Origin of the sequence: Psychrobacter sp. VH5 (genome assembly GCF_050572635.1) — a bacterium.
GTDB lineage: Bacteria > Pseudomonadota > Gammaproteobacteria > Pseudomonadales > Moraxellaceae > Psychrobacter > Psychrobacter celer.
The window spans coordinates 2,857,257-2,883,271 of sequence record NZ_CP192145.1 but is presented as its reverse complement, the minus strand read 5'-3'; the positions used below and the strand labels follow the sequence as shown (position 1 = coordinate 2,883,271).

Annotated in this window: 22 protein-coding genes; 12 read left to right on the top strand and 10 right to left on the bottom strand. The window is 47.6% G+C overall.

The features are described 5' to 3' along the window. Positions 1-14: 14 nt before the first annotated feature. Both ACNFVB_RS12025 and ACNFVB_RS12020 read right to left on the bottom strand, forming a co-directional pair. Entirely contained in the window at positions 15-833 is an 819-nt protein-coding gene (locus ACNFVB_RS12025; RefSeq protein WP_430737646.1) for a DUF72 domain-containing protein, read from the bottom strand. Between the two features lie 40 nt (positions 834-873). Then, positions 874-1,935 (bottom strand): polyprenyl synthetase family protein, encoded by a 1,062-nt coding sequence (locus tag ACNFVB_RS12020; protein ID WP_430738533.1) that lies wholly within the window; start codon positions 1,933-1,935, stop codon positions 874-876. 746 nt (positions 1,936-2,681) lie between these two features. On the opposite strand from ACNFVB_RS12020, the gene fadB reads away from it, so the two are divergent. The 6 genes from fadB to ACNFVB_RS11990 all read left to right on the top strand — a co-directional run bounded on the left by fadB (position 2,682) and on the right by ACNFVB_RS11990 (position 10,605). Then, positions 2,682-4,841 carry a fatty acid oxidation complex subunit alpha FadB gene (gene fadB, locus ACNFVB_RS12015; protein ID WP_430737645.1) on the top strand — a complete coding sequence of 720 codons (2,160 nt, stop codon included), beginning with the start codon at positions 2,682-2,684 and terminating at the stop codon, positions 4,839-4,841. A 233-nt stretch (positions 4,842-5,074) separates the two neighbouring features. After that, the gene (gene fadA, locus ACNFVB_RS12010) at positions 5,075-6,247 is read left to right on the top strand and encodes an acetyl-CoA C-acyltransferase FadA (RefSeq protein ID WP_334222346.1); all 1,173 of its coding nucleotides are present in this window, start codon (positions 5,075-5,077) and stop codon (positions 6,245-6,247) included. Between the two features lie 205 nt (positions 6,248-6,452). Continuing rightward, complete coding sequence (locus tag ACNFVB_RS12005) at positions 6,453-7,358, top strand: hypothetical protein (protein WP_430737644.1); 906 nt, start codon at positions 6,453-6,455, stop codon at positions 7,356-7,358. Positions 7,359-7,407: 49 nt separating this feature from the next. Further along, positions 7,408-9,111, top strand: coding sequence for a rhomboid family intramembrane serine protease (locus ACNFVB_RS12000; protein ID WP_430737643.1), 1,704 nt, complete (start codon positions 7,408-7,410; stop codon positions 9,109-9,111). 251 nt (positions 9,112-9,362) lie between these two features. After that, positions 9,363-9,938, top strand: a complete 576-nt coding sequence (locus ACNFVB_RS11995; RefSeq protein ID WP_192992908.1) for an isochorismatase family protein — start codon at positions 9,363-9,365, stop codon at positions 9,936-9,938. A gap of 64 nt (positions 9,939-10,002) precedes the next feature. Then, entirely contained in the window at positions 10,003-10,605 is a 603-nt protein-coding gene (locus ACNFVB_RS11990; protein ID WP_430737642.1) for a DUF1287 domain-containing protein, read from the top strand. A gap of 111 nt (positions 10,606-10,716) precedes the next feature. Here ACNFVB_RS11990 and asd read toward each other — a convergent pair whose 3' ends face one another. Next, positions 10,717-11,571, bottom strand: coding sequence for an archaetidylserine decarboxylase (asd, locus tag ACNFVB_RS11985; protein WP_430738532.1), 855 nt, complete (start codon positions 11,569-11,571; stop codon positions 10,717-10,719). A gap of 112 nt (positions 11,572-11,683) precedes the next feature. Here asd and dtd point away from each other — a divergent pair, with 112 nt between their 5' ends. The 3 genes from dtd to phoR all read left to right on the top strand — a co-directional run bounded on the left by dtd (position 11,684) and on the right by phoR (position 14,293). Next, the gene (gene dtd, locus ACNFVB_RS11980; RefSeq protein ID WP_192992906.1) at positions 11,684-12,139 is read left to right on the top strand and encodes a D-aminoacyl-tRNA deacylase; all 456 of its coding nucleotides are present in this window, start codon (positions 11,684-11,686) and stop codon (positions 12,137-12,139) included. Between the two features lie 187 nt (positions 12,140-12,326). Further along, positions 12,327-13,031, top strand: a complete 705-nt coding sequence (phoB, locus tag ACNFVB_RS11975; protein WP_105244217.1) for a phosphate regulon transcriptional regulator PhoB — start codon at positions 12,327-12,329, stop codon at positions 13,029-13,031. Between the two features lie 170 nt (positions 13,032-13,201). Further along, entirely contained in the window at positions 13,202-14,293 is a 1,092-nt protein-coding gene (gene phoR, locus ACNFVB_RS11970) for a phosphate regulon sensor histidine kinase PhoR (RefSeq protein ID WP_430737641.1), read from the top strand. A gap of 65 nt (positions 14,294-14,358) precedes the next feature. Here phoR and ACNFVB_RS11965 read toward each other — a convergent pair whose 3' ends face one another. Beyond that, entirely contained in the window at positions 14,359-14,979 is a 621-nt protein-coding gene (locus ACNFVB_RS11965; protein ID WP_430737640.1) for a M23 family metallopeptidase, read from the bottom strand. 201 nt (positions 14,980-15,180) lie between these two features. Between ACNFVB_RS11965 and ACNFVB_RS11960 the strand changes: the two genes are divergently transcribed. Further along, complete coding sequence (locus ACNFVB_RS11960) at positions 15,181-15,888, top strand: putative quorum-sensing-regulated virulence factor (RefSeq protein ID WP_227526344.1); 708 nt, start codon at positions 15,181-15,183, stop codon at positions 15,886-15,888. A gap of 19 nt (positions 15,889-15,907) precedes the next feature. Here ACNFVB_RS11960 and ACNFVB_RS11955 read toward each other — a convergent pair whose 3' ends face one another. Next, on the bottom strand, positions 15,908-16,819 hold the full coding sequence (locus ACNFVB_RS11955) for an alpha/beta hydrolase family protein (protein WP_430737639.1): 912 nt from the start codon (positions 16,817-16,819) through the stop codon (positions 15,908-15,910). Between the two features lie 317 nt (positions 16,820-17,136). On the opposite strand from ACNFVB_RS11955, the gene ACNFVB_RS11950 reads away from it, so the two are divergent. Continuing rightward, positions 17,137-17,820 carry a TIGR00730 family Rossman fold protein gene (locus ACNFVB_RS11950; RefSeq protein WP_430737638.1) on the top strand — a complete coding sequence of 228 codons (684 nt, stop codon included), beginning with the start codon at positions 17,137-17,139 and terminating at the stop codon, positions 17,818-17,820. 342 nt (positions 17,821-18,162) lie between these two features. Here the strand turns inward: ACNFVB_RS11950 and ACNFVB_RS11945 are convergent, their stop codons facing one another. After that, on the bottom strand, positions 18,163-19,686 hold the full coding sequence (locus ACNFVB_RS11945; RefSeq protein ID WP_430738531.1) for an FAD-dependent oxidoreductase: 1,524 nt from the start codon (positions 19,684-19,686) through the stop codon (positions 18,163-18,165). Positions 19,687-20,565: 879 nt separating this feature from the next. Further along, positions 20,566-21,654 (bottom strand): GNAT family N-acetyltransferase, encoded by a 1,089-nt coding sequence (locus ACNFVB_RS11940; protein WP_430737637.1) that lies wholly within the window; start codon positions 21,652-21,654, stop codon positions 20,566-20,568. Positions 21,655-22,084: 430 nt separating this feature from the next. Between ACNFVB_RS11940 and ACNFVB_RS11935 the strand changes: the two genes are divergently transcribed. Beyond that, on the top strand, positions 22,085-22,363 hold the full coding sequence (locus ACNFVB_RS11935; RefSeq protein WP_075102544.1) for a type B 50S ribosomal protein L31: 279 nt from the start codon (positions 22,085-22,087) through the stop codon (positions 22,361-22,363). Positions 22,364-22,453: 90 nt separating this feature from the next. Here the strand turns inward: ACNFVB_RS11935 and ACNFVB_RS11930 are convergent, their stop codons facing one another. The 3 genes from ACNFVB_RS11930 to ACNFVB_RS11920 all read right to left on the bottom strand — a co-directional run bounded on the left by ACNFVB_RS11930 (position 22,454) and on the right by ACNFVB_RS11920 (position 25,856). Beyond that, positions 22,454-23,269 (bottom strand): SGNH/GDSL hydrolase family protein, encoded by an 816-nt coding sequence (locus ACNFVB_RS11930; RefSeq protein ID WP_430737636.1) that lies wholly within the window; start codon positions 23,267-23,269, stop codon positions 22,454-22,456. Then, positions 23,263-24,657 carry a nicotinate phosphoribosyltransferase gene (locus ACNFVB_RS11925; protein WP_430737635.1) on the bottom strand — a complete coding sequence of 465 codons (1,395 nt, stop codon included), beginning with the start codon at positions 24,655-24,657 and terminating at the stop codon, positions 23,263-23,265. The genes ACNFVB_RS11930 and ACNFVB_RS11925 overlap by 7 nt, the downstream gene beginning before the upstream one ends. A gap of 152 nt (positions 24,658-24,809) precedes the next feature. Then, positions 24,810-25,856, bottom strand: coding sequence for a bifunctional nicotinamide-nucleotide adenylyltransferase/Nudix hydroxylase (locus ACNFVB_RS11920; protein WP_430737634.1), 1,047 nt, complete (start codon positions 25,854-25,856; stop codon positions 24,810-24,812). Positions 25,857-26,015: the final 159 nt, after the last annotated feature.

Genomic DNA, 26,015 nt, shown 5'->3' with positions numbered 1-26,015 from the left:
TAATGTATTCAATGTTAAAGGACCTCAAACCCAAACTTACCCAACGCCTCACGTAACATCGCAGTATTATAATACGCATGCGCATTGACGGTGTTTTGAAAAAAGATATAGAGCGTATCAAAGTGCTGGCGCTGATTATTAATGGCTTGCGCCCAGTCCTGCATCTCCGCCTCGCTATAGCGATAATCATGGCGATCGCTGGCGCTCATGGCATCCCACCAGTTCAGATTATTGCCATGCATGCGTAGGTAGCCGGTGCGCTCGGTGAATATCAATCGTGATGGCGGTAGACCGCTGACTTTAGGATAATCGACGCTACCCCAAATGAGACCTTGCTGTTTAAAGCTATCGACCACTTGCGGGGTGTGCCATGCGTTATGACGAAACTCGACTGCTAGCGGATAATCGCCAAACCAGCTGACCAGATTGGCCAGATATAGCCGATGCTCACGAGTACGATCAAAGCCATGGGGGAATTGCAATAGTAGGGGCGCGAGCGCATCGGCTTCGATGAGTGGGGATAGGGCGTTTAAAAATGCTTGTGCATGCTCGCTTGTGCCTTTGCGCGCATGGGTAAAGTCTTGATGCAGCTTGACGGCAAACTTCAACTCGCTATCGGCTTGTACATAGGCCTTATCGATCATACCAGCAAAGGCTTTTTGGCCGATGGGCGCGTAAAAGGTGCTATTGATCTCGACCGCGCCGTATTGACGAGCATATTCGCGCAAAAAGTCTGTCTTTTTGGTGCCTTCAGGATATAGCGTACCAAGCAAGTCGGTATCGCTATAGCCGCCGGTGCCAAGGTAGATGCGCGGTGTCGGGGTACCGTCCATGTTGACCACCCTTTATTGTTTTTAATGTTTATTGCTCAGCTTATTTTTTACGTGACCATAGCCATTCGATGAGTGCCAATAAGGCGTTGGTGTCCTTACTGCCGCTCAACTCACGCAAGATGGCGGCGCGTCCGTCATTAAACAGCGACTGCGCATAGCTGGTCGCCTGCTCAACCCCCATCAGTTTGACATAAGTGGATTTATCCAGTTTTTCATCGCTGCCAGCAGGTTTACCAAGGGTGTCGGTGCTGGTGGTGACATCCAAGATATCGTCTTGGACTTGAAAAGCCAGACCAATATGCTGGGCGCACTCTTGTAGCGCCATGCGCTCTTGCGCGGTCGAACCAGCACAAATCCCGCCCATCAGCATCGCCGCTTCGATGAGCGCGCCGGTTTTATCACGGTGAACGGCTTCTAATTGGCTTTGGGTAATATCGGGGTTGGCTTCGGCATTGAGATCCAGCGTTTGCCCTGAGACCATACGGCGAGCACGCGGCGCAAATACCGCGAGCAGCTGACTGGCAATCGCGGCATCAAATGGCGCAAAAGTCGGCAGCTCTGCGGTCAGTACCTCAAAGGCGAGGGTTTGGAGCACGTCCCCTGCTAGTAGGGCAGTTGCCTCGGTAAAGACGATATGCGCGGTTGGCTGCCCACGGCGCAGCGCGTCATCGTCCATACAGGGCAAGTCATCATGTACCAATGAATAGGTATGCAACAGCTCGACGGCCAATGCCGCCCGGCGCGCCATATCATAATCGGAGTCGTTTTCTAACAGGCTTTCTAATAGAGGGTTTGCCGTGTTGCCTTGCGTCATGGTCTCAGAGATATCTGGGCTGATAGGCTGCGCCTCGCTTTGCCAGCGGTCATCATTCACGCTGGCAAAGGCGCTAGCGACCAGTAGCGGACGCACCAGCTTACCTTGCCCCGTCATCACATATTGGCAGGCATCCAGCAGCGGGCTTGGCAGCTTGGCATACGCAAATAACACCTCGATATCTTTGGCAATCTGCGTGCGCACAATCTGATGAAACTGCTTGGTTTTATTATTGATATGGTGATCAGCATTATCATGCGCGCCGTCATTTATACGCAAAAAAGACATAAAGCCAGAAGTAGGAGAAACAGTCATAATCCAACCATTTATAAGAGAAACGAGAAAAATAGCGATAGTGTAGCATGATAGCAGGCCCTGCTTATGAAGCACGTAATATCCGCGCCAAATTTTTGGCAGTTTTTTGTCAAAAAACACGCTAAAAAACACAAGAGACAATGCCATATGTAATGCAGTACGCCCTGCAACTAATCCTCGTTACGTATTGCCCGTGTTATTTAGTGATTGAATGTGTTGTGATGAGGCGACTGTCCACTGAGTATACAACTGGTCACTTAAAGCACGTTAGCCACTAGGTAAAGGCGAGTCTCGACTTAAGAGTGACTTGTGAGTATGGTATTAGCTTGTGACAGTGAGGGGCATAATCCCCTACACTAATTGCCGTGGAAATGGGCTGATAAAGGCAGTCGCCGGCGTGAGTGAGCCGGACTGCCCAAACCGTCATCGCTGCATCTACATGCGATGGCGCTCCCCAATCAGCACCGACAGCCGTAGTAGATACCTGTAATATATAAACAAAGCGCCAAACGATGTTGTACAAGCGACGTAAAAATAAGTACATTACTATGAGCGCTGGATAATAAAGATATCTTCACTGTGCGCCCGCTAGTGGTTTGTCGTCAAGACGATGTTTGTCTTGAAGGCGGCGCACAGTGCTATTACCCATTTTACTAACAGTAACTGGCTATTGATTGTAATCCAAAACGTAGCTTTCGTTATATAGCAAGGAGTTTCAAATGGTATACCAAGGAAATCGCATCACGGTGACAATGCTAGAAGATGGCATCGCCAACATGCAATACAACGCCGAAAATGAGAGCGTGAACAAGTTTGATGCCGAGACCAACAAACAGTTTGGTGAAGCGGTGAGCGCACTAGAAAAAGCCGACGATGTCAAAGGCCTTATTGTCACTTCAAGCAAAGGCGTGTTTATCGCGGGCGCTGACATCACAGAGTTTGTTGGCTCATTTAAAAACCCAGAAAACGAGATCAAAGACTGGGTGGTGAGTATCAATGAGACCTTTAACCGTTTTGAAGATCTGCCATTTCCAAAAGTAGCGGCTATCAATGGCGCAGCGCTAGGCGGTGGTTGTGAGATGACCTTGGTGTGTGAATATCGCGTCATGAGCGAAAAAGCCATCATCGGGCTGCCAGAGACGCAGCTCGGTATCTTCCCAGGCTTCGGCGGTACGGTACGTAGTACGCGTGTCATCGGTATCGACAATGCGCTTGAGCTAATCGCTACTGGTAAACCAAAAAAACCACTAGAGGCGCTAAATCTTGGTCTGGTAGATGCGACCGTCCCTGCTGATGATCTGCAAGACGCTGCGATTGACCTAGTCAAAAAATGTATCTCAGGTGAGCTTGACTGGCAAGCCAAGCGTGAAGAGAAGCTAAATCCTGTTAAATTAAACCAGCTTGAGCAAGCAATGGCGTTCAATAGCGCCAAAGGCATGATCTTCTCAAAAGCCAATCCTAAGCAGTATCCAGCGCCAGCGCTCGCGATCGAAGCGATCGAAAAGCACGTCAATTTGCCACGTGACAAAGCGATCGAAGTCGAAGCAGCTGGTTTTGCCAAAGCGGCAAAAACCCCGCAGGCTGAGAGCTTAGTCGGTCTGTTCTTAAATGATCAGTTGGTCAAGAAACTGGCCAAAAAACACAGCAAACAAGCGCATGAAATCAATGAAGCCGCAGTATTAGGTGCAGGCATCATGGGCGGTGGTATCGCGTATCAAGCCGCTAGTAAAGGCTTACCAATCATCATGAAAGACATCAAATCTGAGCAGTTAGATTTGGGTATGGGCGAGGCCAGCAAGCTACTTGGCAAAATGGTCGAGCGCGGCAAGATGACCCCAGCGAAAATGGGCGAAACGCTAAGCCGTATCCGTCCGACTTTGAACTATGGTGATTTTGCTGAGACGGATATCGTTATCGAAGCCGTAGTAGAAAATCCAAAAGTGAAGCACGCGGTACTCAAAGAAGTCGAAGGCTTAGTCAAAGAAGACGCGATTTTGGCTTCGAATACTTCAACGATCTCTATTACGCATTTAGCAGAAGTGCTTGAGCGCCCAGAAAACTTCGTCGGTATGCACTTCTTTAACCCAGTACACCGTATGCCACTGGTAGAGGTGATCCGCGGTGAGAAATCATCTGAAGAAGCGATTGCCACCACGGTTGCGCTCGCAACTAAAATGGGTAAAGTGCCTGTCGTCGTCAACGACTGCCCAGGTTTCTTAGTGAACCGTGTCCTATTCCCATACTTTGGTGCTTTTGACTTATTACTTAAGCAAGGCGCGGACTTTACCCATGTCGATAAAGTCATGGAAAAATTCGGCTGGCCGATGGGTCCTGCTTATCTCATCGACGTCGTCGGTCTAGACACAGGTGTGCACGGCGCAGAAGTGATGGCAGAAGGATTCCCTGACCGCATGAAGCCTGATTATAAAGGGGCGATCGAGCATCTATATGAAAACGAGCGCCTAGGTCAGAAAAATGGCGTTGGTTTCTATAAGTACGAAACCGACAAGCGCGGTAAGCCAAAGAAAGTCGCTGACGATGCCACTTATGAGCTACTTAAAGCCACGACAGATAGCGACAAAAAAGAGTTTGATGATCAAACCATCATCGACCGCACCATGCTTGCTTTCTGTAATGAGACCGTACGCTGCCTAGAAGACAACATCGTCAGCACGCCAAGTGAGGCGGATATGGCGATGATTATGGGCGTTGGTTTCCCGCCGTTCCGCGGTGGTCCTTGTCGCTATATCGACCAAATGGGTCTCGATAACTACTTGGCACTATGCGAAAAATACGCACACCTTGGCAAAGCCTATGAAGCGCCGCAAAAGATTCGCGACATGGCAGCCGCTGGCGAGACTTTTTACGCCACAGCGTAACGAGCATACCGTATTAGGATAAGTGGGGTGCGTTTGCTGACATCGTTATCGGTGATAAAAAAATAGCAGACGCACCGTTTTGGTCGGTTTTATCAGGTCTGGCCTGCCGCGATAATATCCAGCGCGACAGTATTCAGATAGTTGTCGTACTGATGTACGGAACGTGTGATAGATGGCTATAGAGCCCGATTAAATCGACAACACTGACAATAAAAATTGAAAAGGAAGATAGTATGACAACTTTAAGTCCAAAAGATGTGGTCATCGTAGATGGCGTACGCTCGGCGATGGGAAGATCTAAAAACGGTATGTTCCGCCATGTTCGTGCTGATAATCTGTCAGCAGAATTGGTGCGTGCTTTGGTAGAGCGCAACGATTTTGACACCAACGATGTCGAAGACATCATCTGGGGTTGTGTCAACCAGACACTAGAGCAAGGCATGAACATCGGTCGCAATATCGGTCTATTGGCAGGTATTCCAAAAACCGCTGGCGGCCAAACGGTCAACCGTCTGTGCGGCTCTTCTATGCAAGCTCTGCACACCGCAGCTGCGCAAATTATGACCGGCCAAGGTGATACCTTTATCATCGGCGGTGTTGAGCACATGGGTCACGTTGGTATGATGCATGGCATCGATCTCAACCCAGCAGCCTCCAAGCATTATGCAAAAGCGTCAAACATGATGGGTTTGACCGCTGAGATGCTAGGCCGTATGAACAACATCACGCGTGAGGAACAAGACGCCTTTGGTCTTGAGTCACATCGCCGTGCATGGGCTGCGACCACTGAAGGCCGTTTTGACAATGAAATCATCGGCATCGAAGGTCATGATGCAGATGGCCGTCTGCAGCTATGTACCGTCGATGAAGTGATTCGCCCTGATGCGACCATGGAGCAAATGCAAAAACTGCGCCCAGCCTTTGACCCTAAAGGCGGTACAGTAACTGCCGCGACGTCATCTGCACTCTCTGATGGTGCCGCAGCGATGCTGGTCATGAGCGCGCAAAAAGCCAAAGATCTTGGTCTAAAGCCTCGCGCTCGTATTCGTAGTATGGCTGTCGCTGGTTGTGATGCGGCTATCATGGGCTACGGTCCGGTACCTGCGACCAACAAAGCCTTAAAGCGCGCTGGCATGAGCATCGATGACATGCAGACCATCGAGCTAAACGAAGCCTTTGCCGCCCAAGGTCTATCTGTACTCAAAGCCTTGAACCTGACGGACAAGCAAGATATCGTCAACATCAATGGTGGCGCGATTGCACTGGGTCATCCACTAGGTTGTTCTGGTGCTCGTATCACGGTTACCTTGCTAAACGCTATGGAGCAGTCTGACACCGAGCTTGGTCTTGCAACCATGTGTATCGGTCTTGGTCAAGGTATCGCGACTGTGATTGAGCGTGTTTAATTTTCACCTAATGTCTAGGTATGAATAAAGCTGATATTTGTTTATTAGTTTGACTTTCGTCTTGTATAATGGTTGCCTCTAACGCTATGTTAGGGGCATTTTTTTGTGCTTATAAAGAATAAAATTTTACCGGTAGTAAGTGCTAATGGTAAAAAGGTGTTCTTGGCAATGAGACTAATAAGGGTTAGATGGATGGTATTAAATTATGTTGGATAAAGCGCTCACTAGCATAAAGCTTAAGCTAGTATTCTTCCCTTTTTTATGGTCAAGTCTGTCAACTATCTTTCTTTATTGTGTAATACGCTGGATATTAGACATTCACCTAAATATTTGGCCATTAAAGGACACTTTCTGGGACGGAATAATTGCGCTAATACTAAGCAGCGCTATCGTCTTTACCTACATGAGACCCAAAATAAAGCTATTGCGTTTTAAATTATTTGAAGAGAAGAGCTCAAATGTATTTTATTTTATAATGATACTGTCTTTATTTCCTACAATAGTTACGAGTCAAGCCTATTTATCTAAAGTGTCTCACGATACGATTGAGGTGAGCCATGTCGAGGAGGTTCGACGCTATCCAAAACAAACTTATTTTCAGATAACTACCTTTCCTGTTAGTAAGCAAGAAGTTAAGTTTAGTATAGATACGAGAGTACCTAGCAAGTCTAAGACTATCTTAAGAGTATATTTATATATAGCACTACCTTTTTTAGCTAGTGAAAATATTTGGCTGGGAGAACGATTCTCAACAGATATTGACAATAATCTTTCAGAACAAGACCAACATCAGCAAATTAATGATTTTATCAACTCCAAAATTCCTGAGTACATAAATTCGGACTTATCATCAATTGATTATTTTGAAAAATTAAAAAACTCAGACCTTCAAGCTGGTTACTTACAAGCTATCAAGTCAACGTGTCAACAAGTCGAATGTGAGCCTTTAATATTGGTTGCTAGAGCTGGCACACTCTCAGAGGCTGCTACTGAAGAGCTGATAAAAGCTATTAGATTTTTGATAATTGGTATGGCTATTTGCTTGGCAATGATTTTACGGGCTGAAGTTGATAAAACGTTCTTAAAAAATATGAAGAAAAAATCATATTGAGCATCGTCTATTTAGGGTGTTATTTAATCTAAACAAGTGGTAATGGTACATGCGAGATAATAACAAGCAAAGCCAGTACAGGTATAAGGATAAAAACAGAAGCAGAAACAAAAAGAGAGTAAGCAAAAGCGCCAAGCAAAAGCGAACACAAAGCCTAAGTGCTAAAGAATCGATCAAGCTAAAACTAAAGCAAGTATTCTTACCATATTTAGGTCTTAGTATCTTGACCATTCTGCTTTTTGGGGCTTTACGCTGGTTGCTTGATATTTATCTAGATATTCTGCCTTTAAAGGAAGGCTACTGGAATTTTGGCATTCCGCTCCTTTTATCTATTTCAGTCGTAGGTATTTGGATGTGGCCGAGGTACGAGCATTTGACCTTAAAGTGGGTTAAACGTAGTAGTTCAGGCTACTTTTTTATAACGATGGTTTTAGCATTAGTGATACCGCTTTTGATTAGCCAAAACTATTTGTCTAAGGCTGCTTACAAGGTTATTGAAGTAGCCAGCTTGAATGATATTCGTCATTATCCAAAACAAAAATACTTCAGAGTGGACGATTTTGAACCACTAAAGTCAGAGAGAATTGCTTATATAGAGACACGAGTAGCCAATAGACGATACTTTGACTCAACACTGCATATTTATTATTACGTTGTTACGCCATTTATAGGCGCTGAGAATGTCTGGCTAGGTTCTAGCTACTATACAAGCTACGACAATCGAGAAGAGCAAAACATCAAAGACCGTCAATACTCAGCGTTTATTAACGAGTCGCGCCATAAGTATGCCGCCGAAGATTTCTCTAATATCAACTTTTTTAGAAAGCTAAAGTCATCAAATGATAGAAGTGCTTACTTATACACGATTTCTACAGCTAATAAGCAGTCTAATTTACCAGCCTTAGTGTTAGTCCCTGAATCAAATATATTCGCTGACAGTTTAGATCGTGATTTCGTTTGGGGGTTTGGCTCATTTTTTATTGGTATGGTGCTGTGCTTGTTGCTCATTCTCGCAGCAGAGTTTGATAATCAAGAAAAGAAAGCTAGGCAAAAACATATACAAAAACAAAAGCCTGTAAAAAAACGAGCACCAGTAAGTGATGTATCAAAAAGCCTAGTAGTTTGTTTTAGAAGTAATAAAGAGCGGCCTGCGACGTTGGTGTTGATACTGAGCTGTATCGGTGCATTTATAATGACCGTATTCATGGGTATGGATATCATTGACCCTTTATCTAGACAGGTAAATAGTGTAGGTGGGTTGACGATAGACGCGCTGCAAGCTGGCAAATATTGGCGGGTAGTCACAGCACTTTTTGTGCATGTAGGAATTATGCATTTAGTAATGAGTCTAGGAATGCTTTTTGCGACAGGTTATATTTTAGAAAAAGTATTGGGTTCTTTACGTTTTTTAATGATATTTTTTATATGTGGTATTTTTTCTAATATTTTAGGGCTACTATATTTTGATATGGACATGGCAGGTATTTGGGGTGCTATATTTGGCTTATTTGGTATCGCGATACCGTTGGTGGCCTTTAAGATTTTTAATAAAAAATATCGAGAGCTGTTTGGCGGTACTATCGCTGCGATATTAATCATTACTTTAAACAGCATGTTTTTTGCATTCATAAATACGCTGAGCTATATGGTGTATTATCTTCTAACCTTATGTTTTGGTATTGTTCTCGGTGTGGTCATGGTCATAACTCAAAAGCAGTCTTTATTACGTAATGCTAGACGTCATTACATGTAGTAATGGGGTGTTCATTATTAAAAGACTAACCCATTTAAAGTTTTATGCTCAGATTAATGATACGCCCCAGCTAAACAGTATGAATCAAGCCTAATATCCTGTTCATAATTGTTAATAAAAATTATCTGCATTGACGCCCCTACAAATCTATGACTAAATAACAGTGAAGCGAACAAGCGTATGAAATGAATAAAATCTATAAGCCAGCACTATAATATAGCTATCATTGTCAGTCGTACAAGGAGTGTACTATGTCTACCATGATTACCGACCGCACGTATCGTATCGCCCGCGAAAATACCCAAGCGATGCTGATCGATGTCCAAGAGCGACTCACCCCGCATATCTATGATCATGAAAATATCGTCAAAAAAACCGTGACACTGATTAAGGGGTTGCAGGCGCTTGATATCCCTATCATGCTCAACGAGCAGTATAAAAAAGGCCTTGGCGATACCTTACCTGAGATTCGTGAGGTGCTTGCAGATAACAATGCCAAAAGCTTTGAAAAAGTGACCTTTAGTGCGTGTGATAACGATGAGTCATGGCACCATTTGGCGCAGCAAAACCGCAGTATTGTGTTGCTGTTTGGGGCAGAGGCGCATGTATGCGTCATGCAAACGGCGCTTGATTTATTAGACAACGGTATGCAGCCGGTCATCATCGGGGACGCTGTCGGTTCTAGATTTCCGTATGACAAAAAACAAGCCATTCGCCGTATTCGCCGCGCAGGTGGAGTGATCAGCACGGTTGAGTCTATCTTGTTTGAGCTGTGCCGCAGTAGTCAAGATCCGGCGTTTAAAACCATTAGCAACTTAATTAAATAGTATCTAATGAATATCTCGATCACTATGACATGACCCAAATATCCATCAGAACAAGGCAGAATGAATGAATAGGAACAAGCGCTACGGTTCAAAGAGTCTTCTAGCAGTTTTATTATCAGTCATGCTCATACAACCAACCGTTGCTGCCAGTCCTATTAGTAGTGGTAATAAGCTGGCGCTGGATGCCAAAAAGCAAATCGGTGTCACTGTCAGCTACGATCCTGCGTATCGCAAGTTGGCGTTTCCTCGCGGAGATGTGCCAATAGAGACCGGCGTCTGCACTGACGTGATAGTACGTGCGTATCGCTTGCAAAACATCGATTTGCAGCAGTTGGTCAATCATGACATGAAATCGAACTGGTCAACGTATCCGAAGCATTGGGGTCTAAAATCAACCGATAAAAACATTGATCATCGCCGTGTGCCCAACCTTGAAGTTTACTTTGAGCATCACGGGCAGGCGCTATCGATTACGGATAAAGACAGTTTTAAAGCTGGTGATATTGTGACGTGGCGGCTGCCAAATAGTAACTTACCCCATATCGGTATCGTCTCCGATAATAAGGCCGCCGACGGCACGCCGCTTATTATTCATAATATTGGCCGTGGGACGCAAGAAGAAAATATTCTGTTTGCTTATCCTATTACCAAGCACTTTCGCTATTAGTTTTCCATTCTCGCTATCAGTTCTCACAGTCTGGTTACACAAAGGGCTAATAGTATGAATGATACTATTGGCCCTTTTTATTGCTTAGCTTTTTAGAGTTTGCTTTGTAGCTTACACAGTTTCTTCAATATTAATAGGGTTTGCTAAGCCTAGCAGCTGTCCCATTTTTACCACACTATTGGCTTGCAGGCTGTCTTGCCATGCTGCTTCTGCGCCTTTTGGCAACACTACTATTGCTGTTGAACCTAAATAAAAACGTCCAAGCTCATCGCCTTTTTCAAGCTTCATATCGTGCTCGGCCTCTTGAATATCGTCGGTACGGCTGATTTTGCCAGTGGCGACTGTCTCGATACCCGCGACAATCATCGCACCGACCATCACGACCGCAGCTTTGCCGTAGGCGGTATCAAACAGGCACACCAAACGCTCATTTCGCGCAAACAAGTCAGGTATGTTGGCAGCCGTGGTGTTGTTGACAGAAAACAGTGTGCCCGGCACATAGCGGGTTTTGGTCAAGGTACCAGCAAATGGCATATGCACGCGGTGATAATTGCTGGGTGCCAGATAGACTGTGGCAAAACTGCCATCGGCAAAATAATGCCCATCTTCGCTATCAGCCAGCAGTTGGCCGATATCATAGTAGCGCCCTTTGGCCTGCAAAAGCTTATGATCGTCAATCTGACCGAGCTGCGAGATGATGCCGTCAGCTGGGCTGACAATCCCCTGCGGCGTGGCATCGATAGGACGCGCGTCTGCTTTTAACTCACGAGTAAAAAAGTCATTAAAGCTCTCATAAGCACCTAAGTTTTGGCGCTCATACTCATCCAAGCTGATATGATAGGCTTTTGCAAAGCTACGAATAAAGGTGCGCTTGACATAGGGATGGCGACTGGCAGCCAAACGGCCAGCGATTTTACTGAGCTTTTGTTGCGGGACAAGCTGCTGCAAGGTGGTGAATACATTCATAATACGGCGACCAAAATAAAGGTGAGAGAGTAATAAATAGGCAAATAAATGATGATATTTTATCATGGACAGCCTAAGTTTGTATGAGCATAATTGGTAAAGGGGAGCATAAATGAAAGCATTGATACAGCGGGTACATGGTGCGAGCGTCAGCGTCGATGGGGATTGTGTCGGGCGTATCGAGCGCGGCGTGCTGGCATATATCGGTTTGGGGCCTGAAGACGACCTACAAACGGCCAAGCGAATGATTGATAAAATCCTTGGCTATCGTATTTTTGAAAACGACGATGACCCTACCAAATATGGCAAACTGGACAAAAACGTCCAGCAAGTCGCTGGCGGGCTGCTGCTGATATCACAGTTCACCCTGATGGCGAAGACCGACAAAGGCCGGCGTCCTGATTTTGGCGGTGCCATGCCACCAGAGGCAGCGAGCGTGCTGTTTGCTCAGCTAGTCGACTATGCCAATAGTCAGCACCCTCAGGTAGCGACGGGTCAGTTTGGCGCAGACATGCAGGTTGCGAGTATCAATGATGGGCCACTGAATTTTATATTAGACGTGAGCTAAAGCATCAAATGTGAATCATGATGGTGAGTGCCATCTGTTTAAGGGAAGTGGCTTGGTCTATAGCAGCCGCTTAAATGACAAATGTCATCAAACTGTCACAATTACCGCGTTTAATAGGCAAGCAGTGGCGAGTGATTATCGCTCTTTTTTATACGTCTGTTTTGTCCCTTATCACTGAGAATACCCTATGTATAATGAGCAAATTTTGATTGTTGAAGACGAACCTGCAATCCGCGAGATGGTCGTAATGACGCTAGAGATGGCTGGTTTTGATAGCTTGCAGGCAACGGACGTACCAGAGGCGCACCAACAAGTGGTCGACCATCGGCCAGCGCTGATTTTGCTAGATTGGATGCTGCCTGGGGACAAAAGCGGCATTGATTTTTGTCGTATGCTCAAAAGTGATGAGCTACTCGCTGAGATACCCGTCATCATGCTGACAGCCAAAAGCGAAGAGGACAGCAAGGTGCACGGTCTGGATGCGGGTGCAGATGATTATATGACCAAGCCTTTTTCGACGCGCGAGCTGATCTCAAGGATCAAAGCGGTGTTGCGCCGTAGCAATGCTTTGAGCGCCGACAAGAATATTGAGATAGGAAAGTTAAGCCTCGACCCCAAAAGCCAGCGAGTCATGGCGTCTGGGCAAATCATCGATGTCGGACCGACCGAATATCGGTTGTTGGCGTTTTTTATGAGCCATCCTGAGCGTGCCTATACGCGCACCCAGCTGCTTGATCAAGTGTGGGGCGGCAATGTCTATATCGAAGACAGAACCATCGATGTGCATATCAAACGCCTACGCAAACTGCTGCGCCCTCATGACTGCGATAAGCTGATACAAACGGTGCGCGGTACTGGTTATCGCTTCTCAAGCGTTGTTGAGGCCAAATGATCGGCGCTCATACTCTCAAAATAGCCACCGCAATTCTGTTGCCAGTCCAGCTATAATCACCATAATTATCAGTAAGTGATTATCAGTAAGGGCCAATTAGCAGATAGGGATAATCATCATAATGATAACGAGATAACAAGTAGGGCAAAAAAATAGGTCACGAAAAATGGATGAGTAACATAATGTCAAAGCAATGTACCGAACAAGATATCTCAGAGCCGATAGCGCTACAAAACACCACCGATCAATTAAAAAAAATAAGAAGTGCGCTGCGGGCGCTGCGCGATGCGGTGATTTTACTCAATGACAGTGATGGTCTGGAGTGGTGGAATCAGGCCGCTGAAGATTTACTATTATTGCAGGCAGCAGATAAAGGCCGATGTATTTTTGACTTTATTGACGCATCTGAGTTTCGTCAGTACTATCAAGCGCCGACGCTGGCTGACGAAGGCGTACATATAAAGTCATGGCGCGCGCCTGAGCGCTATTTAAAGTGTGAGCTGACCCCATTTGCCGACGAAAAGCTATTGATCATCTACGATGTGACGCGTCTGCATCATCTAGAAGAGATGCGCCGCGACTTTGTGGCCAACGTTTCGCATGAGCTGCGTACGCCGCTGACCGTGATGATGGGGTATTTAGAGAACTTTTCGGATCAGCCAGACATGCCGCCGCACTGGAAGCGCGGCTTTGAGCTGATGACCCAGCAGACAGCGCGCATGAATAGAATCGTCAATGATTTATTGCTGCTATCGCGTATCGAAATCGAAGAGGCTCATGAGCTGCATTATATCGATATGATCAAGCTGCTGACTCATATCTATGATGATGCACAGGCCTACAATCAAGAGTACGGTCATAGCATCCATCTACAGATAGATACCTATGATGGGCTGTACGGCTCAGAGATATATCTGACCAGTGCCTTATCCAATCTGGTGATCAATGCGATTAAATACACGCCAAAAGGTGGCGATATCACCGTCAGCTGGACCAAAACAGCAGAGGGTTGCCGTTTCGCCGTCGAGGACAATGGCATCGGTATTGCGCCGCAGCACATTGCCCGCCTGACAGAGCGTTTTTATCGTATCGACAAGGGTCGTAGCCGTGCCACAGGTGGCACAGGCTTAGGGCTGGCTATCGTCAAACACGTCTTATACCAGCATGAAACCAACCTACAAATCAAGTCGGTAGAAGGCAGCGGCTCGACATTTAGTGCGGTGTTTCCGCCAAATTACGTGCGCTCTGCTGCCATTAGCTGAGGTTTGATGGTTATTAGCCAATGTCAGATGGATACGCAAGCAATCGTCGTGCTTATCATGACAGGCTACCGGGCAGGCTCGGATTTTTGCAAAAGCGGGTAGGGGTTGACCGCATTGCCTTGGATATAAATCCCATAATGTACGTGCGGCGGTGTGCCCTTGGCGTTGCCGCTATCGCCGACATAGCCGATGATATCACCCACATCGACCCAGTCATTGGGGGCGATATCGGCATACTCCTCTAAGTGCGCATAGTAGTGGCCAGCGCCGCCAGGACCGACGATGACCACCACACGCCCGCCTAGGGTGTTTTCGCCAACCTTACTGACGATGCCTGCTGTCGTCGCTTGTATCGGTGTGCCTCGCGCGGCAAATATATCGATCCCTTCGTGTGTGCGGCCTTGACTGCGCGCTGCGCCCCACGTGTCGCTTAGGTTTTGCTGAGGCAGTGGCGAGGGCAGGCTGTTTTCTGTTGGCAGATCTTGCTGCAATAAGCTGAGCTGTTGCCATTTGGCGATGACAAAGGATTGGGCTTGCTGGCTGATGCTGGGCCATAATCTGTCTAATACAAACAATAACATCAACAATACTGCTGCTTTAATCAGCAGCTTGAGTAGGCGGCGAAAAAACCTAGGCCGCGGTGGTGGATTGGGCCTTGGTGGTGGCTTGTTGCCATCGGCAATCATAGCGATCCTTTGTCAGTATGGTCATAGATATTATAAGAGACCTGCGCTAGCGGGTTTGTATCGCATTGTTATATCTGCTTGTTATCTTTGGCTTTTAGCCCCATAAACAACAAGGCAGTCTGTGGGATACCGTGCGTTGTTTGCGCTGGATAAAACAGACTGTTATCGATTATGGATATCCAACGTGCTACAGCGAGCTTTATGACTGATTGCCTCAATATGCCAAGTCTGACTGATACTGCTTTGGTTATCGATACCGAAACCGATCAAGGCCGTGACCCAAGACCGATTCAGGTTGCTACCATCAACGTAGCGACGGGGTTTGAGTGGATGAAGTACTTTAATAGTGGCCGTGCCATCTCACCGGTGGTCATCAAAGTACACGGTATCACCGACGATGATGTGGCGGGTCTTGAGCGTTTTGATCTACAAGCGTTTGATTTGCCCACCTACCTCATCGGCCATAATGTGCGCTTTGACTGGCGCGTGATAGGCCGTCCGACTACCAAGCTGATCTGTACGGTGCGGCTCGCCCGTGTGGCCTTCCCAGAATGGCGCTACTACGGTCAGTCTAAATGTATCGAGCAACTGCTGGGTAAGTCTGCAGCGAGTGAGCTGACCTGCGCCGCCCATGATGCGCTGGGTGACGCCCGTATGTGTTATTTGCTGTATCAAGCATGCTGCACGCGTTTACAAATCGCGCCGACAGACTTTGCCGCGGCTCATGCCATCGCCAATCAAGCCAATCCTGCCAGTAGGATGCCATTTGGCAAATATAAAGGCCGACTTATCACCGAAGTCCCCATTGGCTATATCAAGTGGATGCTAGGTAATATCCATAATTTGCAGCCGTCGCTGTACTCTGCTCTACGTCAACGTGTCAAAGCAGAAGATGCGCAAAAAGATTGACGCCTTAAAAAGCCATGCTCTAACGCTGCTGCTCCAACCAGTCCACCGCCATTTGCCATAGTGCTGGGGCTTTTGCATGGGTGCGGCGACTAAAATAGCGCATATGACCGATATGACTTAAACCAAAATCTTGCGGGGTATAAAAACGCTTTTTGACCAGCATCTTGGTAAACACACGTATCATGTCGTCTATATTGTCGCTGTTGGCGATATCATCGTCGCTAAACCCTAACCACAAAGCGGGCATGCTAAGCTCATCGTAAAAATGAGTATGTATGCTGTGACCAAAGGCGGTTTTGATATAGCCTGCGCCATTGCACCACTCGCGCCACTGTCGAGCAACGCCGCGTGGTAATGGCTCGCCCATACCGATTTTATCCGCTGGTGTATAGCCTAATACCAAGTTACTAAGTGGAATAAAAGCATCCATAAAACCCATGGCCTTGAGCTTATAGGGCATGTCCATGTTTTTGATTTGCCCTGACGAGCAGGCGACATTGAATACAGACTGTACGGTCTGATAGTTTGGCATCAAGCCAATCAGCTGACCGCCGGCACTGTGACCGATGATATGATATGTGGTATCGGCAAACTCATCTTGCAGGGCATCAAGCACGGCTGGCAGGTCATGACGCCCCCAACTGATCAATGAGGCGTCACATTTGGACAGCTCAGTGCTTAACGACTCGCCGATACCTTCGTTGTCAAAGGTCAATACACCAAAACCGCACGTGGCCAAATAAGTGGCAAAATGGTGATAAAACTGACGTTTAATACCAGTGGCAGGCGCTATCATGACCGCCGCTTTTGTTGTATGTTGCGGGCGATATACTGTCGCGGCTAGCGGCTGATTGCGTTCAGTCATGATACTCAGGGCATCGGTTTTTATGACATGACTGTCTGTTGGTAGGGAGTTTTGCGGTTCTTCCATGAGTTGGCCTTATGGTCTGATCTATAGTGTGGGGGCTGGTGTTTTATGGTTGTGGCGGCTACAAGGTTTGGGCAGCTCTGCTGGCTCTAACGGCGTGATGGTCAGTCCGTTATGAAACTCTGATGCGCAGCTTTGATGATATCAAGCTCATGTAACAGCACCGCTTATGTTAAGATAAATGAGGGTAGCTGAGGCGGGCAATGATGACTTGTAAGTTCTATACGCTATGACTGGAGCGGCGCTTTGTCACATTTTTATCGTCATCAGTCAACTGAGCACTCACCTAAAAACAATAATATAAAAATTAAGGAAGCACTATGCAAATGAAAATCAATAACGACACTTATGAAGTCATCACCAGTCAAGATATCACCAATATCGAAAAAGCCGTTGATAAATCCTCACTGACCATGCCGTTGGTTGCGGTGTATTGCGGCTCGCGCCTAGGTAATCATGAGGTGTATGAGCAAGCCGCTCGCGAGCTGGGACTTGCGCTGGCAAAAAACGGCATGGGTCTGGTCTATGGCGGTGCTAGCATCGGGCTGATGGGGGCGGTGGCGGATGAGGTCGTCAACGGCGGCGCTCAAGCGGTCGGTGTGATTCCAACCTTTATGCTCAAACACGAAATCGCTCACAATCAGTTGACGCGCCTACATTTGACCGACACCATGCATACGCGCAAAACCGTCATGGCAGAGTATGCCGATGCTTTTATCACCTTACCAGGTGGGCTTGGCACGCTCGAGGAGATCATGGAGATTGCCACATGGCGTCAGCTTTATCAGCACGAAAAACCCATGATTATTCTGAATATCAATGGGTTTTATGACCGGATGATAGAGCACTTGGCCTATACCGCTGAGCAAGGGTTTATGAAGCAAGAAGATTTGGCGCGTCTGGTGGTGTGTAATACCATCGGTGAAGCGATTGAGATGCTAAAGACGGTGGTCACCATCGACGATGCTGTCGATACCGAAAAAATGGCGGGCAGCGACAGCTAAAATGTGCAAAGTCTCACAGACTGCCAAACTCAGAGATTAAAGCTCTCAGAGAGCAAGACGCTCAGAGGCCAAAAAGCGCAGACCATCTAATATCGGTGGTCTGCGCTTTTTTTATTGAATTATTGAGTCGGAGTTTTGCCTCGTCTGCGCTGTGAGCGGGATATAGTTAGCTGAATGTAAAACTGTTATGGATTTAAACGCGCTACTGGTATAAATTTTACTTGCGTGCTGCGTTCCCAGAGGCTGCGCAACCTACGTTTAAAAATAGCATCCCAGTAGCGCTATGATATTTTTAGAGTGTATCGACTATAGAAGCAAAAATAAGCCAAGATAAGCGATGCCTCATAAGCTAGACAGTATGGCCTCACGGATACCATGGTTTACTCCCGCCATGGCCACCGGAAAACCGCGCTGCTCAGCCAGCTCGCGAGCCACACTATCGATGGTCAAGCTATCGTTGTGCGCCAGATATGGCCATTTATGAGCATAGCGGTGACGGTTTGCGGGCGTATCTGTTGTCACCAAACCCAGCTCAGCCAGCTCATTGACGATTTGATCCGCTGCAATCAAGGTCGAGGAGGCTTTGACGTTTTCTGCACGGGCATAGCGGATATCGGCGTACAAGCTGACGTCAGCGACGCGCAAAGTATCGTCTTCTCCAGGGATTTGCTGCCCACCATATAGGGCATTGCCAACGCTACGAGCACTATGAAAGGTCGGTACAAACTGCGCCACATACTCGATGGCTTGTTGGCTACGCGCTTGTAGCGGCGCTTTGTCCCAGCCATCCTCGATGTAGTGTACGTACTGCTGCGGTAGCTTGGGCTGGGCGCTGTCAGTATTCGACGCCACCAACCCATCATCAAACAAAGTAATGGCATGACTCATGCCATGAATCTGGAAATAACCATCAGGATAAGGCGTCAGCTGCGCCATCCCCTCAGGGGTGCCGCGATTGCCGTAGACGATGATCTCGGGTATCTGACCACCAGCTTCGCCCCAGTGGGTGATATAGGAGGACTTAAATTCGACCATACGGGTGACGGCGACACCGACCATATCATCGATGATGCCCGTACGAAATCCGCACGCATTGATCAGGTAGTCGACCTCGATAGCGTCTTTTTGCACCGCCTCTGTCGAGCTGCTTGCTGATTGGTAGTCGATGCGCCATTTGGTCACATGGTGATCGGCGTTTGTACAGTTTTCACAATCGACAGGCATGACCTGTGTCACCGTCGTATCGGTAAACACATGAGCGTGTTCATACTCTGCCAATGCCAGCTGTGTTGACGCGGCGAGGCGAAAGATATTCCAGCCGTACTCTTGGACGACGATAAGCGGGAACTTGACTTTGTTTAAATCCAGATACTTGGCAACTGGTATCATCCACTCATCGACGCTGCGAGGAATGGCGACTTGCTCACGCTCGGCCAGCGCCAGCAACTGCTCATGGTTATAGAGCTGATAGTAGTCCTCAGGCTCGCCCAAGACTTTATTGTTTGGGTCCTGCGCGATCAGCTCGCGATAGGCGTCTGTCAAAATATCAAGGCGTGGTAACAAATCCTCAGGCAAGCCCTCATCGCGTGTTGGGACGGCAAACACGGTGGGGCGCACATCGATGGTGTAAGGGTATAAGCGCAAAATATCGATACACTGCTTGAGTAAGGCGACGCAGTCTTCGTCAGGGATTTCGCGATACAAGTTGCCGCCGGCATGCAAGTGGCACATCGGTGGGCCGTCGATGAGAGATTGTTTTTTTTCAAACACATACGTCTCAAGCCCCAATGCAGCCAGGCGAATGGCAATCGTCGCGCCTGCCGTGCCGCCGCCTAAGATACCCACACGCTTTGCCGGTCGCGGCATGTCCGCCGTCTTCGCCGATGCTTCATCAGTGGCTGTATTGGCTGGTATGCCGCTATGGCTAGAATTGGTGTTGTGATAAACGGATTGTGTCATTGTCGTTGTCATATCCTTAATAGCCTGAGCCGCGCTTAGGCTGCACTTATTAATTATAGGGTCGGTCGCTTTTGATATGCGTGCGCCTATCGCCAACTTCAACATCTTATCGTCATTGTTAGTCAATGCTGATCATTCGTATAAAGCTGTTTTAATATAGGGGATATTTTACGAAAGTTGAGGCGAGCATAAGATGACAAATACGTAAGTACATGCATGAGTTTTGTCAGTAGAGCCGAGAGCAAGACAACCCAAAGCCTGTATAAAGCGATAAGGCGCCGTGGTATAAAAGGTAGGCAGTCTGGTGGTTTTAGAATAAAAATTAGCTCAAACGATAAAGGGTGACCGCTGCAAGTAGCGTTGACTTTTGTAAAATAATCCGGCTTTTGTAACAGTACACATTAAGAAAAATGCCGCGTTTTTAGCCTGCGCTATAGTTGATACACTCTAAAAATGTCATAGCGCTACTGGGATGAATTTTGCGCAGCCTCTGGGAACGCAGCACGCAAGTAAAATTTATACCAGTAGCGCGTTTAAATCCATAACAGTTTTACATTCAGCTAACTATATATACTGAACAAACTTTAAAACAGCGACAGCGCTACCGGTACTCACTTTTTTTATTTGACAGCAATGTGTCTTACTTTTATCCACATTTTTAAAATAAAGATATGCCCTAGTCAAGAACAGCCATGATGGTGGCTGCTTTTTGTGTTGGCTTATGACGGTTAGGGTGATGGTGATTAAGATGATGGTCGTATAAAAGACGGACGTGACAAGGGCGCTCTATATATCTGCGAGCGCTTCAGCTGGTGCGGTTTTTACCGCAGGCACAGTGGTGGCAGGTTTTCTATATAAGGGGAAAAAGTCTGAATCTGACTCATCTGGGGTCAGGCTACGCGCAGCTACCAGCTTGGCATACTTATCTGGGTTGATGATGAGCCTATAGGTTTTAAACAGCAACTCTTGTGAGCTAAAGCCTTTTTTGTACTCGTATAAAGAATCCAGCGCCCCGCCCACACCGCCGCCTAAGTGGAGAATTTGATAGTTATTTTCTCTACCCCAACTGCGGGCGGTATGAGTAATTAGCTTGGAGGGCTGCAGATGAGAGTAGGCACCGCACGTGCCGCCGAGGTGAAACTGCATGATGCCAGACTCTCGGCAGAGGGTATAAATAGCAGACGCAATCGGCGTATCGTCTTGATAGGCGGTGATGAGTAGTATCCGGTCTTGTAGGTTTTCTAGCAGATTAAAAAAGTAATCGTCATCAAAAAAATAGTATTGATCGGCCTGCACATGCGCCATGGTTTCTTTATAAATGGTAGAAAACACCAGCGCACTGGCTTTGGTCAACCGCTCAATTTTGGTCACGACATTATGCTTGATGGCTTTTTTGATGCCTCGGCGATGACGGTTTTGCGTCTCGCTCCAGTGCGCGGCCTCAGACTGACTCAGATCAGACATCAGTGTAAGGCCATGAGTCAAAGCCTTACCAACCGTCGGTATCCAGTCTTTATTGATAATAGGGTGCAGGCGCATAAATAACGACACGCAGCCTTTAGCAAAAAGCCGCTCCTTCACTGCTTGCAGCATATAATCTGCCTCCGCATCACTAAGCGACTTGTCCATCAGTGGGCCACCATAGCCGTAAGTGGTGGTTGCATCCCAGTATGCTGAGTCTATTTTGCGGATGATAATGGGCAAAAAAAGTTGTTTGTTTTTATAGGTGGCCATCAGTCCCATCGGTGTGCCTTTATCGACTATCGCCGAAGCCGCCACCCAGCCTGATAAATGATATATATCAAAATGACAGTGTTTTATCTTTTTGTCCCACTGTTGATCGATATTAAGAAAATCTATCTGTACGGTATCCATCCTTCTGCTCCCTCAGAGGTTTGTTGATATATTCATAAATCCGTATGTACGAATATATCAACAAACCAAGGGGTAAACAAGAAGAGAAAGGCTTTTATGTAATATATTGAATATAAAAGTATGAGCACAGGTTTTTAATTTAGCAGGGAGCGGCGTAGAAGTGCCAGCACGGCTCTAGTGGGGGTAAAAGATGCCGCGCAAAGTTGGGACACGCTCTTGCATCAAATGCCAAAAACCGTTAAAATCGCGGTTTGATTTTCCCGCTGGGGAAAGGCTAAGTGAACAGAGGCGTGGTGTTGGGTGCTGGAATAAGCCAGTGATGCAGTTGCCACTCTTAGACATGTCCTTAGTGCCTCAGTTACGTATGCCAGCATGTGTTTGATTGCTCATCAAGCCGCCTGATACATACATCGGACATAGAGAGATTATTATGCGTAAAGATATCCATCCTAACTACCAAGAAGTTTTGTTTCACGACACCAACGCTGATGTGTTTTTCTTGACTCGCTCAACGGTCAGCACAAAAGCCACTCGTGAGTACGAAGGTAAAGAATACCCATACTTCCCACTTGATATCTCAAGTGCATCGCACCCATTCTATACAGGCGAGCAGCGTAAAACCTCTACTGAAGGCCGTGTTGCTAGCTTTAACAAACGCTTTGGTGCATTCGGTGGCCGTAGCAAAAAAGCGGCTGACTCTGCTGAGTAATATGCGCTTATCGCGTCATGTTATATGGCGCAGTATAAAAAAACCGCTGAATAATCAGCGGTTTTTTTATGTCAAATCAGCCAGCATCTGTTAGCGCTCAAGGAGCTGTGCGATTAGCGCCGCCAGCTGCTGCGCCCACAAGCCATAAGTCAAGCTGCTGGGGTGAAAGCCATCACTGGCAAACATCGCCGCGCTATCAATGGGGCTACTGCCGCTGTGCATTTCGGCCATCATCGCAAAGTCAGCGGCCATGTAGTGTACACCGCCCTGAGCCTGACACACGTTTTGCAACACCTTGTCGAGTGCCATGGCTTTGGCACCGATAAAGGCGTTGAGCGGCGCGGGTAGTGCTGGCATTTGCGCCATCGGTGGTAGGCTTGAGAAGACAATCTTGCGCGCGCCAAATTTGCGCTGAGCAATGGTGATGATCTGCTCGAGTTGCTGTTGCCACTGGTCGGGGGAGACGTTCGCTGTGGTGTCATTGACCCCGACGCTCAAAACCATGATATCAACAGGCTCGCTGGGCGCAGACAGCACATACAATCGCCGCAAAATATCAAAGCTGGTGTGCCCCGTCGTCGCCTGCAACGACCAGACAATCTCAGCAAACTGGCTATGAATAATTGGCTGTTGCTGCAGAATGGGGATTAGCTTGCCTGCCAGCGCTTCTTGCTGTGTCAACGTCCCGACCCCTGCTGCTGCGGAGTCGCCGACGATCATCAACTGTAGCGCAGGCTTCGATGCTTGGGCGAGCGTCTTAGTCGCTGACACTAGAGTGACCCGGCCGCATCTCTCACCGGTAGGCTCAGGGAGGCGTACCGTATCACGTTTGACCTTGATACCTTGATACAGATAAATTGGCGCAAGCAGCATATCTTTTTTGGATAAGTTTAGAGAAGCTACCATCCTGCACGCTCCCGAATGGTGGTCAGGCTGTCGTCGATCAACAGCTTACCGTCGACATACACATCGCGTAGTAGGTTGTCAGCAGTCGATAAGTCGTCGAGTTTGATGGTTTTTGGTTGGCCTTGGGTCTGATTGATCAACGCCAAGCGGCCTTTTTTTGAGCGTTTTGAGCGACTGGTCACAGGGTCTTTATAGATATCCTTCCAAAGGCCATCGATACAAATGGCGCTGGCTTTCATCGCCCAGCTCATGGTGTCGCGGTTGACTTGCTGCAATAATCCGCCGCCCATCCCAAAGGTGATGTTATCCGCGCTAAACCCAGCCTTTAGCACCACATCGATGATGCTGCCCAAAGTGTTTGGGCTGATACCATCACCTTGGATGATACGCACATAATCTGGCAATACCTTATAGCCTTTACTATTGATGGTGGTGCCAAACTTCACAGCCAAGCGCTCTAAAGCTTCGCGTACCACTTTGGCAGGCTCGCCGCTGTCTGGTCTGATGACCAGCGTGCCGCCCATGTTTTGAACCTCGTCTTTGAGGCGGCCGCCCCAGATATTATCTATGGCGTTCCATAAATCATAGCTGTCAGAGACCACAGAGACACTTTTGCCCGCGCCGCCAAACTGCGTAAGCATATTGGCAAAGGCAGCTGTCTCGCCATCGCGGCCCCAAGCGGTCATGGTACTGTGCTCGGCGGCCGGAATCGAAAACGCTGGCATGTCTTTATCCATCCGATACCAACGGCTGGCGGCGACCAGCGCCGTCATTGAGTCAGTCCCTGCAAAGTTTACTAAATGCGCCAAACTGCCTAAAGCGACTGATTCTTGGCTAGAGGCACCGCGCGCGCCAAAATCATGCAGCCGAAACGTAAGCGAGTCGCTATTGTCGGCAGACTTTTCTAGGGCCTGACGAATAATGCCTTTACAGTAATGCGAGACGCTAGCGACGGTGGAGGGGTACCAAATAGCGCGTAGCAGTGCGGTCTCGATATAGCTTGGTAGCCAGTAAAACTCAGGATCGGTATTGATGACTTGGCAGACGACGTTTGAGACAGGGATGATGCTGCCTTCAGGGACGGCCTCGATACGTAGTGGCAGGTAGCCACCGTGTTTATCGACCAAACGCTCCCAGCCTGCACGGTTAAACGTCAAGCCATGCGCTTGAATGACCATTTCGGCTTCATCGATATCTTGATAGGTGATAGGGGTGCTAAGGTACTCTTTGATAAAAGCTTGCAGACCAAAAAACACCACGTCGTAGTTGCCTTTACGCGCCTCAATGTAGCTTGACAGATACTCACTACCGCTTGGGTATTGCATCCAATGTGAGGTCTTGTAGCTGTCGCTATTTAAGATTAAGTTGCTCAGATTGCTAGTGTACATCACAGAACTCCTCTGCGTTGAGATACCGCGGCTGCCTTGTTATATGACAGCTGCGGCGGTGAGCCGTTACCGTCTATCGGTGCCGGCATAAAAACGTTACTTAGCCTGCTTTTAACACAATAATCATAAAGACTCAGCGCGCTGTTTGCCTATTATAGCCCTACCATTTTGGTAATGATCGCATAGTGGTCTTCAAACATCATGGTGGCGTCCAGCTCAGCCAGCGGTAGCCAAAAAGCCTTGGCCGCATCGTCGCCGCCTTTGACTTTGGGCAAGCCTTTCGGGTCGTTTTTTAGCTGAAAATAAAACGCTTGGGTAATCGTACGACCGCGCGCGGAGCGGTACGGATCGTCAAAGGTATGCTGACTATGGCAAGAGCCGCGTAATACTGGCTCAGGGACTTTGAGCCGTGTCTCCTCGCGTAGCTCACGGATACAGGCATCAAACAAGGTCTCTTTTGGGTTCACAAACCCACCGGGCAACGCCCAAAGCCCACGTCCTGGCATGCTGCGGCGTTCTACCAATAAGATATGGCCTGATTGTACAATCAGCGCATCAGCAGTCATAAAGGTGGGCGGATAGGGCGCAGCCTGCCATTGTCTTTTATATTTATCGATAAAATCGGCTTCTTCGTGCAGCTGTTGATAGTCTTCAGTTTTTTTGAAATCATCGAGCACTTGACGGGTGGACTCAGGCGTACGCTCAGGTATTGGCGTTGCCCCCATCAGATAGCTGTCGCGGATAGGCGTGGCTGATAGGTTGTGATAATTGGGAACGGAGACAGAATCCCAGTTGGGAAACAATGATAGATAATACGATGAGCTGTCTTTTGAGTGGCCTATCAGGCCGATATCACTTTGCAAATCACCTGTGACAGATTTGACACCGGCTTGTACGTATTGAAGCCAGCGCGTGTCATTATATAGTGCATCATCTAACCCCACGCAGTGGATGCGCGCGGCATCAGCAGATGAGTACGCGCCCTTAATCATCGCGGCACGCTCAGCGACGCTAAAAGGATTGCGTAGGCTGCGTGGTAGGTTGGCTGAGCCAATCAGCATAATCACTTCATCAGCGCGCTGTAGCGCCTCGTCGACGACTGCTTTATGCCCTCGATGAAAAGGCTGAAAACGTCCGATAAAGACCAGATAATGATAGTGTCTGCGCTTATCTGTTTGCTGCTCTACTGAATCACCCATATGTGCCACTGTCCTGCCATTGATATGTCATTAATAAAAATAAAGGCTAAAAACCATACTGCCAATACTGACACAGCAGCAGCGCCACTGACAAGTGCAAAGATGTTTTATACCGTGTATGGGTTTGCTGAGTATGGGTTTGCTGATTTACCAAAAAAG

Coding starts and splice junctions, on each gene's coding strand:
- ACNFVB_RS11935 (WP_075102544.1), top strand. CDS start 22,085: ATGCGTAAAGATATCCATCCTAACTACCAAGAAGTTTTGTTTCACGAC.
- phoB (WP_105244217.1), top strand. CDS start 12,327: ATGTATAATGAGCAAATTTTGATTGTTGAAGACGAACCTGCAATCCGC.
- ACNFVB_RS12025 (WP_430737646.1), bottom strand. CDS start 833: ATGGACGGTACCCCGACACCGCGCATCTACCTTGGCACCGGCGGCTAT.
- ACNFVB_RS11965 (WP_430737640.1), bottom strand. CDS start 14,979: ATGATTGCCGATGGCAACAAGCCACCACCAAGGCCCAATCCACCACCG.
- ACNFVB_RS11960 (WP_227526344.1), top strand. CDS start 15,181: ATGACTGATTGCCTCAATATGCCAAGTCTGACTGATACTGCTTTGGTT.
- ACNFVB_RS12020 (WP_430738533.1), bottom strand. CDS start 1,935: ATGTCTTTTTTGCGTATAAATGACGGCGCGCATGATAATGCTGATCAC.
- dtd (WP_192992906.1), top strand. CDS start 11,684: ATGAAAGCATTGATACAGCGGGTACATGGTGCGAGCGTCAGCGTCGAT.
- phoR (WP_430737641.1), top strand. CDS start 13,202: ATGAGTAACATAATGTCAAAGCAATGTACCGAACAAGATATCTCAGAG.
- ACNFVB_RS12000 (WP_430737643.1), top strand. CDS start 7,408: ATGCGAGATAATAACAAGCAAAGCCAGTACAGGTATAAGGATAAAAAC.
- ACNFVB_RS11920 (WP_430737634.1), bottom strand. CDS start 25,856: ATGGGTGATTCAGTAGAGCAGCAAACAGATAAGCGCAGACACTATCAT.
- ACNFVB_RS11990 (WP_430737642.1), top strand. CDS start 10,003: ATGAATAGGAACAAGCGCTACGGTTCAAAGAGTCTTCTAGCAGTTTTA.
- fadA (WP_334222346.1), top strand. CDS start 5,075: ATGACAACTTTAAGTCCAAAAGATGTGGTCATCGTAGATGGCGTACGC.
- ACNFVB_RS11940 (WP_430737637.1), bottom strand. CDS start 21,654: ATGGATACCGTACAGATAGATTTTCTTAATATCGATCAACAGTGGGAC.
- ACNFVB_RS11945 (WP_430738531.1), bottom strand. CDS start 19,686: ATGCCGCGACCGGCAAAGCGTGTGGGTATCTTAGGCGGCGGCACGGCA.
- ACNFVB_RS11950 (WP_430737638.1), top strand. CDS start 17,137: ATGCAAATGAAAATCAATAACGACACTTATGAAGTCATCACCAGTCAA.
- fadB (WP_430737645.1), top strand. CDS start 2,682: ATGGTATACCAAGGAAATCGCATCACGGTGACAATGCTAGAAGATGGC.
- ACNFVB_RS11955 (WP_430737639.1), bottom strand. CDS start 16,819: ATGGAAGAACCGCAAAACTCCCTACCAACAGACAGTCATGTCATAAAA.
- ACNFVB_RS11930 (WP_430737636.1), bottom strand. CDS start 23,269: ATGGTAGCTTCTCTAAACTTATCCAAAAAAGATATGCTGCTTGCGCCA.
- asd (WP_430738532.1), bottom strand. CDS start 11,571: ATGAATGTATTCACCACCTTGCAGCAGCTTGTCCCGCAACAAAAGCTC.
- ACNFVB_RS12005 (WP_430737644.1), top strand. CDS start 6,453: ATGTTGGATAAAGCGCTCACTAGCATAAAGCTTAAGCTAGTATTCTTC.
- ACNFVB_RS11995 (WP_192992908.1), top strand. CDS start 9,363: ATGTCTACCATGATTACCGACCGCACGTATCGTATCGCCCGCGAAAAT.
- ACNFVB_RS11925 (WP_430737635.1), bottom strand. CDS start 24,657: ATGTACACTAGCAATCTGAGCAACTTAATCTTAAATAGCGACAGCTAC.